Genomic DNA, 9,216 nt, shown 5'->3' on the forward strand with positions numbered 1-9,216 from the left:
TATAAAACTCAACTTAATGTCAAAAAAGCGGCCATGTGCCGCTTTTATCTTTATTGTGTTCAATCTGTTGCACTAAAAAGCCTTTTTATTAAGTAATGCTTAATAATTAAGATTTTCTTCATGTTTTTGTGGTATGGGCAAATTGTTGGTTTTTAAGTTAATTTGATCACTATCACACTCAATTGTAAATTTTCGTAAAGAAGAGAAAATAAAAACACTTCTCATTTATATTGCCTGCAATTCTAAGACGAAAGGTCTATTTGAGGTGTTGGCAATGGTATTTAAATATTCAGTTATAGGTTTAGCTGTAGGCTCGGCATTAATGGCTATGCCGGTTATTGCAGAAGTGGCGAGCGATAAAAATATTGAGCGCATCAATGTGACTGGCCGTACTTTTAACGACTATAAAGTCGGTAGTGCATCGGGTGCCATGCGTGGCGATATCGACTTAATGGATACTCCACAGTCAGTTAATGTGATCCCTGATTTTGTGACTGATGAACAGTTGGCAACCAATCTAGCGGAAGTATTAGTTAATGATTCGAGTGTTACAGCGGGAACCACGCGCTGGAACCGTCAAGTCTTCAGTATCCGCGGCTTCGAGCTCGATTCGGGTAACGGTTATCTTATCAATGGCCATCAACAATGGTCTCACTACGTACAACCAATTGAAACTTTACAGCAAGTCGAAGTATTGAAAGGTCCTTCGAGCATGTTGTACGGCCAATCTGGCCCTGGTGGTTTAGTGAATATGGTCACTAAGAAACCGACCTATGATTCAATGCTCGATTTAGGTTTTGATACTGATGGTTTTGGTTCGACCCGTGCTCAGCTAGATGCGGGCGGCAGTTTAAATGATGCTCAGAGTCTTCGTTACCGCGGCGTGTTAGTGAAGCAAGACACAAAATACTGGCGTGAGTATTCCGCTAACGATGAGAATCAAGAGCGTGACCGTTGGTTGGGCTACTTAAACCTAGAATTTGATGTCAGTGATGATGTTCTGTTATCGGTTAAGTACGATCATACCCAAGATAAAGCGGGCATTGATGCGGGTGGGTGGTTAGATAAACAAGGTAATGTTATCGGTGAACATAAAACAGTATGGGATGCACCTTGGGCCTTTACCGATAATACAGTCTCTAACTTAGGTGCCGATCTAACTTGGCAGATGAGTGATGATTGGAAAGTCAAAGTTGGTTATAACGATCAGCAGTTTAATCGCCAACGTTTAGACTCTGCGCCAAGTTTGATTGAAGGCTCTGAAGATCCATTCAAAGATGGTTATAACATCAAACCATTCGACCGTTATGACGATTGGCAGCATAAAACGGCCTATGTGGATTTCACGGGTGAATTTTCTTTGGCAGGAATGGAGCATCAATTCCTTATTGGTGCTAACTATTTAGACTATTTCTATCAGCAGCAAATTCAGAAAGGCAAAAGTCAGCCCGTAATTCCTGGGCAACCAATTATTCAGCAAGATCTTGATTATCACCAAGGTAAGCTAAGCAACCCAAGTGAATACAAGTATTACGGTTTCTATTTACAGGATTTGATGACGCTTAATGAGCAATGGAAATTGCTTGCTGGTGTGCGTTACGACGAACAGAAGAAAGACGGAGAAGGTGAAAACAGCTATGCAGTGTCGCCTAAGTTTGGGGTAATTTACTCGCCAATGGCTAATGGTAGCATTTACGTTAATTATTCAAAAAGCTTTACACCACAGGGTTCAGTAACCAGTTCTGAAGATGTCAATCATGGAGATAACCTGAAACCTGAGTACGGTACTCAATATGAACTAGGGACTAAGTGGGAGTTATTTAATGATAGCCTACTGCTAACAGCAGCCCTGTTTGATATTACGGTTTCTAATGTCACCACAGTACAAGACATCCCATTAACGAATGAAGGAGATAAAACGATCACTACCCAAGGTGGTGAGCAGCATCATCGAGGTTTTGAAGTTGGCGCCCAAGGCCAGTTAGGTGATAGCTGGTTTGTGACTTCTTCTATGATGTATTTAGATGCTGAATATAATACCGGTGCAGGCAAAATCGGTGGCAAGAACTTAGATGGTAAAACTCCTATTGATGCACCTGAATGGTCGGCCAATATCTGGACCCGTTACGAAGTGACAGACAACTTTGCGATGAACTTTGGTGCTATTTATGTGGGTGAACGTTTTGCTGATGCTGATAACACCATCACCAAAGATGGTTATGTGCGTTTTGATATAGGTGCTGCCTACACTATGGATATCATGGGTAAAGATGTCAGTATTCGTGCCAACGTCAGAAACCTCTTTGATACTGAATATTTAGATGGTGGCAGTGATAAGATGGTGACGATTGGCCAAGATCGTAACTTCAGTGTTGCTGTTGAAGCTAAGTTCTAAAATTCATAACGTTTTAAATCCATTAAAAGCAGTTCATCCCTAAAGGATAAACTGCTTTTTTATTGGTTAGTTTTTAAGTTCACAATTTTAAATTAATTAAAATGACTCGCGATCATGCGAAAGAGTGCTTCGTATGACTAGCAAAAAAGTTTCGTTTCACTATAATGCACCTTTCGAATCGAAACTTAACTGAAAGGTTTTATGAATAAACGAAACACACAGCAGCGTCGCCACAGCATAATCACCATATTGAACGAACAGGGTGAAGTGAGCGTTGATGAACTGTCGTTACGTTTTGAAACCTCAGAAGTGACGATTCGTAAGGATCTCGCCGCGCTTGAGAAAACGGGTTTATTATTGCGCCGTTACGGTGGCGCCGTGGCGATTCCAGACGAAGTCACTCAACAGTTCTCTGCCAAGATCGCGCCTAATAAACTTTCTATTGCGAAAACCGCCGCGCAGCTGATTAAAGATCACAATCGCATCATTATCGATAGTGGCACTACGACGTCAGGCTTGATTGAACAGCTGAACGATAAGCGTGGGCTGGTGGTCATGACGAATGCGCTACACCTTGCAAATGCCATCCATGAACTCGAAAACGAGCCCACCTTATTGATGACCGGTGGCACTTGGGACCCGCATTCTGAATCCTTTCAAGGCCAAGTCGCCGAGCAAGTGTTGCGTTCATATAATTTCGACCAACTGTTTATCGGTGCCGATGGTATCGATCTTGAACGCGGGACCACCACCTTTAACGAGTTAACAGGTCTAAGCAAAGTGATGGCCGAAGTTTCCCGCGAAGTGATCGTTATGGTCGATTCAGACAAAATCGGCAAGCGGATCCCTAACTTAGAGTTACCGTGGTCCAAGGTCAGTGTGTTGGTCACCGACTCACGTATCGACGAGAGTGCGCTCAAACAAATTTCAGATCAGGGCGTGCGAGTTATGTTAGCGCCCTACGCTCAATAGACAAAATAGCTTAACAACTTCATTTTAATTTATAGGTAAAGACTATGTGTGGAATCGTAGGCGCCGTGGCGCAAAGGGATGTGGCTGAAATTCTGGTAGAAGGCTTACGCCGTTTAGAATATCGCGGATATGACTCCGCAGGCGTTGCCGTTATTCACAATGGTGAACTTAACCGTACGCGCCGCGTTGGCAAAGTACAAGAGTTGTCGGCTGCGCTTGAAACTGACCCATTAGCAGGCGGAACCGGTATCGCGCACACTCGCTGGGCGACCCACGGTGAGCCGAGTGAGCGTAATGCTCATCCGCATTTATCGGAAGGTGATATTGCCGTGGTGCACAACGGTATTATCGAAAACCACAATAAACTGCGCGAAATGCTTAAAGGTTTAGGTTACAACTTTAGTTCAGATACCGATACCGAAGTGATTTGTCACTTAGTGCACCATGAGCTGAAAACCCATAACACTCTACTTGGTGCCGTACAAGCCACGGTTAAACAACTCGAAGGCGCCTATGGCACAGTCGTTATCGACCGTCGTGATAGTGAACGTATGGTTGTTGCTCGCTCTGGTAGTCCATTGGTGATTGGTTTTGGTCTAGGTGAAAACTTTGTCGCTTCAGATCAACTCGCCTTATTACCCGTCACTCGCTCATTTGCTTTCCTCGAAGAAGGTGATGTGGCCGAAGTGACCCGTCGCAGCGTGAGTATTTTCGACTTAAACGGTAATGCCGTTGAGCGTGAAGTCAAAGAATCTGAAATTACCCACGATGCCGGTGACAAAGGCGAATATCGTCACTATATGCTTAAAGAAATTTACGAGCAGCCATTGGCACTGACGCGCACAATTGAAGGTCGTATTGCTAATAAGCAAGTGCTAGACACGGCTTTTGGTGACAACGCTGCTGAGTTTTTAAAAGATATCAAACATGTGCAAATCATTGCCTGTGGTACTAGTTACCATGCGGGCATGGCGGCACGTTACTGGTTAGAAGATTGGGCTGGCGTGTCTTGTAACGTCGAAATTGCCTCTGAATTCCGTTATCGCAAGTCGCACTTATTCCCAAATAGCCTGTTGGTGACGATTTCACAATCGGGTGAAACTGCCGATACCTTAGCGGCCATGCGCTTAGCGAAAGAAATGGGTTACAAAGCCACATTGACGATTTGTAATGCGCCAGGTTCATCACTGGTTCGCGAATCTGACATGGCTTACATGATGAAAGCGGGCGCAGAGATTGGTGTGGCATCGACTAAAGCTTTCACAGTACAACTTGCTGGCTTATTAATGTTGACTGCGGTGATCGGTCGCCACAATGGTATGTCTGATCAAATGCAGGCTCAAATCACTCAAAGCCTACAATCTATGCCAGCAAAAGTGGAACAAGCTTTAGGTTTAGATGCTGCGATTGCTGAACTGGCTGAAGATTTTGCCGATAAACACCATGCATTATTCCTTGGCCGTGGCGATCAATATCCGATTGCGATGGAAGGCGCGTTAAAGCTGAAAGAGATTTCTTATATTCATGCTGAAGCTTATGCCTCTGGCGAATTAAAACACGGCCCACTAGCGCTTATCGATGCCGATATGCCAGTTATTGTCGTTGCGCCAAACAATGAATTGCTCGAAAAACTGAAATCGAATGTTGAAGAAGTGCGTGCCCGTGGCGGCTTAATGTATGTGTTTGCCGATGTAGATGCCGAGTTCGAGTCGGATGACACGATGAAAGTGATCCCTGTGCCACACTGTGACATCTTTATGGCGCCACTGATCTACACTATTCCTTTACAGCTATTGTCGTACCATGTTGCATTAATCAAAGGTACTGACGTGGATCAACCACGTAACTTGGCAAAGTCTGTAACAGTAGAATAAATAGAGATATTTAAATGAAAACCGCCTTTATTGGCGGTTTTTTCATTTAGATTCACGACAAAATGACGATTAACTTACAGCAATAGTAAATGCTGGTGGCTTAGCTTTCTATGCTGGAATGGCATCTAGCTCGTGCTGCTTTTTTGCCTCAATGCGTTTCCACACTTTGTCATGGAAGTAAAACACTACAGTGTTAATCGCTGGTTCTACTAAGGCTACTGCGCCACCGACGACTACGCTGCCAGTTAATAAATAGGTTACGGTAAAAGCGACGCTAAAATGTAGTACGGCAAAAGTGAGTGTCTTAGTCATGATCTTGTCCTCTAAATAGGCTCCCAGCGGGAATATATAGATGATAACAATTCTCATTAAAATTAAAAGCTGTGTTTTCAGATTAGTTTAAACGGTTTTATCTATTTATCCGTTGTAAAAAACATAAAGCCCTCACGATAGAGGGCTTTGAGCATTTAAACGTAAATTAATACGATTCTAAAATTAGTAGTGCCAAGGGAAGGCTGAAAAATCTTGATCGCGTTTTTCGAGGAAGGCATCGCGTCCTTCCTGTGCTTCGGCGCTCGCATAGGCTAAACGCGTCGCTTCACCGGCAAATAATTGCTGACCGACCATACCATCATCAGTCATGTTGAAGCCGTATTTAAGCATACGCATAGCCGTAGGTGATTTAGAGTTAATCTCTTTCGCCCACATTAATGCTTCGGTTTCTAGCTCTGCATGGGGAACGGATTTATTGACCATACCCATGTCGAAGGCTTCATCGGCGCTGTAGTTAAAACCACAGAAGAAGATTTCGCGGGCACGTTTTTGACCTATCATTTTGGCGAGGTAAGCACTGCCATAACCTGAGTCGAAGCTCGCAACATCGGGATCGGTTTGTTTAAATATTGCGTGTTCTTTCGAGGCTAAGGTTAAGTCGCACACTACGTGTAAACTATGGCCGCCACCCACCGCCCAGCCCGGCACAACGGCGATGACCACTTTAGGCATAAAGCGGATAAGGCGTTGTACTTCTAATATATGTAAGCGGCCCATTCTGGCTTGATCGGCCTTACCTTCTTCGGCGCCTTCATATTTATAGCCATCTTTGCCGCGAATACGTTGATCTCCACCTGAACAGAACGCCCAGCCACCATCTTTTGCCGAAGGACCGTTACCCGTAAGCAGTACGCAACCTACATCAGACCATTGGCGTGCATGGTCGAGTGCGATAAATAACTCATCAACGGTTTTAGGTCGGAAGGCGTTGCGGCACTCTGGGCGATTAATGGCAATGCGTACTGTGCCGTGCGCTTTGGCTCTGTGGTAAGTAATATCGTCGAAATGAAATCCACTGACTTCATCCCATAGGGTGGGATCAAAAATGTCTGATACTTGTTGGGTCATGATTCATAGGCCTTTATGCTGTAATGCCTCAAAGGCTAGGCGGAATCATATATAAGGTCAATCACCTAAGTCTAAACCTTAGCGCTATATAGCAAAATCCCGTTTGCCTATGAGTCTGTAATGATTAGAGGTGATCACATAGATAAAGCTGATTATCTTTGCTAAACACTGGATGTTGAGGTGCCATAGTACCGCAATAGTTAGCCTTAAAGTCGGCAATAGACTCGGGTGTCATTGGAATTTGATTGAAGGCTTCGAGTTCTAATGTGGATAAACGTTCTATTATGTCGGTTCTTACCTTAGCCAGTTTATGGTCGATTTTAATAATTTTTGTTCCTGTCATAGAGTCAACTTTATTCTCTATTTCTTTGATCATCGCCTCAGTCTTTGCAATAGGAACATCTAATTTATCTGTTTCTGTGTATAAGTAATATAAAGCACCCGCGAGTAGCGCCAATATGATCCAACCTTTCATCTTTTAGTCCAACATAAGTGAATAACCATTAAGAATATGGGTATAATAAGCTAGTTTTCGTCCAATATTAAAGCAGTAAAAGGCTGTAACGATGAACTCAGAATCTAACAACAAGGACTATTCGAAAACCAATCGAATTAAGATTCACCAGCCAGATGCGAGTAAAGCTGATCGCTTTAATCCTCGTAATCGGATTTATGTCCGAGCCATAGACGGTTTGTGGAGTAGCGTACGTCGCCGCATGGGCTGGATCGCCATGTTATTTTTCCTACTTTTACCTTGGATCCCTTGGGGCGACCGTCAAGCCGTATGGTTTAACTTGGGCGAACAAAAGTTTCACGTCTTCGGTTTAACGATTTGGCCGCAGGATCTCACCTTGCTTGCAGCGTTGTTTATGATCGCTGCCTTCGCTCTGTTTTTTGTGACCACCTATCTTGGCCGTGTTTGGTGTGGATACACTTGCCCCCAAACAGTATGGACCTTTATGTTCATCTGGTTCGAGGAAAAACTTGAAGGCGCACGCAATAAACGCATTAAGTTAGATCAAATGCCATGGAGCTTTGACAAACTCTGGCGTAAAACGGCAAAACATACGGCCTGGCTATTGCTCTCTCTGATGACGGCGATGACCTTTGTGTCCTATTTTGTGCCAAGTCGTGAAGTCTATGTCGATGTATTTACGCTTAATGCTTCTGGCGGTATCTACTTCTGGGTCGTGTTTTTTACACTTGCCACATACGGCAATGCGGGTTGGATGCGTGAAATCATGTGTATCCACATGTGTCCTTATGCTCGTTTCCAAGCGGCCATGTTCGATAAGAATACTTTTATTGTGGGTTACGATACTAAACGTGGTGAGACCCGTGGTCCGCGTTCACGCAAAGATGACCCTAAAGAGCTAGGGCTTGGCGACTGTATCGACTGTGACTTGTGTGTGCAGGTATGTCCTACGGGAATCGACATTCGTAATGGTCTGCAATATGAGTGTATTAACTGCGGCGCTTGTATCGATGCCTGCGATCAAACCATGGATCGTATGGGGTATGAAAAAGGGCTTATCAGTTATACCACCGAGAACAAGTTAGAAGGAATTAAGCAAAAAGTGCTGCGACCTAAACTTGTCGGTTATGGCGTGGTACTGATAGCGATGATATTAGTCTTTATATACTCCAGTGCGACCATAGCGCCTGTGCGTATGGACATCATTCGTGACCGCAACCAACTCTATAGAGAGAACAATCAAGGTTTGATTGAAAACACCTTCACCTTGAAGATTCTTAATAAGACAGAGCAATCCCACGAATACACTATGAGTGTCGAAGGATTAGACAACTATAAATGGTACGGTCCAACTTCGGTCACTATTGCGGGTGGTGAAGTGTTAACTCTCCCTATTAGTGTCGGTATCGATCCGGTTGAGCTGTCTCGTTCAGTTACTAATATCGAGATAAAAGTGAAAACTCATATCGACGGTGAAGAAGTCGAAGTTGAGCAAGAATCTCGTTTCTTTAGTCCATAGATAACAGTATTTATGATGATCTAGCTGAGCGTGACTCATATAGATTGCCAGACTTAATCGAGATAAAGGGGCTTTTTAGCCCCTTTTTTATACGTATCGTTTGATAAGTAAACGTCTAAACCATTAATCGTTATTTTCCTACAAAAAGCCCTTGCACAAAATCTCCTGCTCCCTATAATGCGCATCCACTGACACGGCAGACAGCGAAAGCCAGCTGACGAGTTAGGTTGAATTGAGTCGCTTTTAAGCACTTAATTCAAGCGCAGCAAGAAGTTGTAAAAAATTCCTTGACGCGAAACGGGAAATGCGTAGAATACGCAGCCCTAGCCAACTGGAAGCGTTCGGCGCTCAGTGTGGTACTCAAGTTCTCTTACGGATATTGAGTTGCTCTTTAACAAGATAAAACAAGAAATCTGTGTGGACACTCACAGGTGTTGAGTTAATCGAAACTGCTTAACCTTCGGGTTGGCAGTCAAAAATTTAAATCAATGTAACAATGAGTGTTCATAGTAATATGTACAGTTTGTTTCTGCTTTTAAGTGGAAACAAAAAATCAGAATTCATTGAGCCGCTGAAGTCG

General features: G+C 43.7%; 7 protein-coding genes. 4 read left to right on the forward strand and 3 right to left on the reverse strand.

The genetic code is table 11. From position 1 onward, the window contains the following. Nucleotides 1-274: 274 nt before the first annotated feature. The 3 genes from ACHA99_RS21550 (at nt 275) to glmS (ending at nt 5,241) form a co-directional block, all read left to right on the forward strand. On the forward strand, nt 275-2,395 hold the full coding sequence (locus ACHA99_RS21550; RefSeq protein ID WP_393944882.1) for a TonB-dependent receptor: 2,121 nt from the start codon (nt 275-277) through the stop codon (nt 2,393-2,395). A 201-nt stretch (nt 2,396-2,596) separates the two neighbouring features. Further along, on the forward strand, nt 2,597-3,367 hold the full coding sequence (locus ACHA99_RS21555) for a DeoR/GlpR family DNA-binding transcription regulator (protein ID WP_131524526.1): 771 nt from the start codon (nt 2,597-2,599) through the stop codon (nt 3,365-3,367). A gap of 44 nt (nt 3,368-3,411) precedes the next feature. Further along, nucleotides 3,412-5,241, forward strand: a complete 1,830-nt coding sequence (gene glmS, locus ACHA99_RS21560) for a glutamine--fructose-6-phosphate transaminase (isomerizing) (RefSeq protein ID WP_105250786.1) — start codon at nt 3,412-3,414, stop codon at nt 5,239-5,241. Nucleotides 5,242-5,349: 108 nt separating this feature from the next. Here glmS and ACHA99_RS21565 read toward each other — a convergent pair whose 3' ends face one another. The 3 genes from ACHA99_RS21565 to ACHA99_RS21575 form a co-directional block, all read right to left on the reverse strand. Beyond that, the gene (locus tag ACHA99_RS21565; protein ID WP_105250772.1) at nt 5,350-5,553 is read right to left on the reverse strand and encodes a DUF2061 domain-containing protein; all 204 of its coding nucleotides are present in this window, start codon (nt 5,551-5,553) and stop codon (nt 5,350-5,352) included. Between the two features lie 183 nt (nt 5,554-5,736). Continuing rightward, on the reverse strand, nt 5,737-6,642 hold the full coding sequence (locus tag ACHA99_RS21570) for a 1,4-dihydroxy-2-naphthoyl-CoA synthase (RefSeq protein ID WP_113941423.1): 906 nt from the start codon (nt 6,640-6,642) through the stop codon (nt 5,737-5,739). Nucleotides 6,643-6,766: 124 nt separating this feature from the next. Continuing rightward, nucleotides 6,767-7,117 (reverse strand): hypothetical protein, encoded by a 351-nt coding sequence (locus ACHA99_RS21575; RefSeq protein WP_113941424.1) that lies wholly within the window; start codon nt 7,115-7,117, stop codon nt 6,767-6,769. Nucleotides 7,118-7,208: 91 nt separating this feature from the next. Between ACHA99_RS21575 and ccoG the strand changes: the two genes are divergently transcribed. Further along, nucleotides 7,209-8,636: a cytochrome c oxidase accessory protein CcoG gene (ccoG, locus tag ACHA99_RS21580; RefSeq protein WP_105250769.1), complete on the forward strand. Its 1,428-nt coding sequence runs from the start codon at nt 7,209-7,211 to the stop codon at nt 8,634-8,636. Nucleotides 8,637-9,216: the final 580 nt, after the last annotated feature.

This window comes from Shewanella sp. S23-S33, from assembly GCF_043359565.1.
Classification (GTDB): Bacteria; Pseudomonadota; Gammaproteobacteria; order Enterobacterales; family Shewanellaceae; genus Shewanella; species Shewanella oncorhynchi.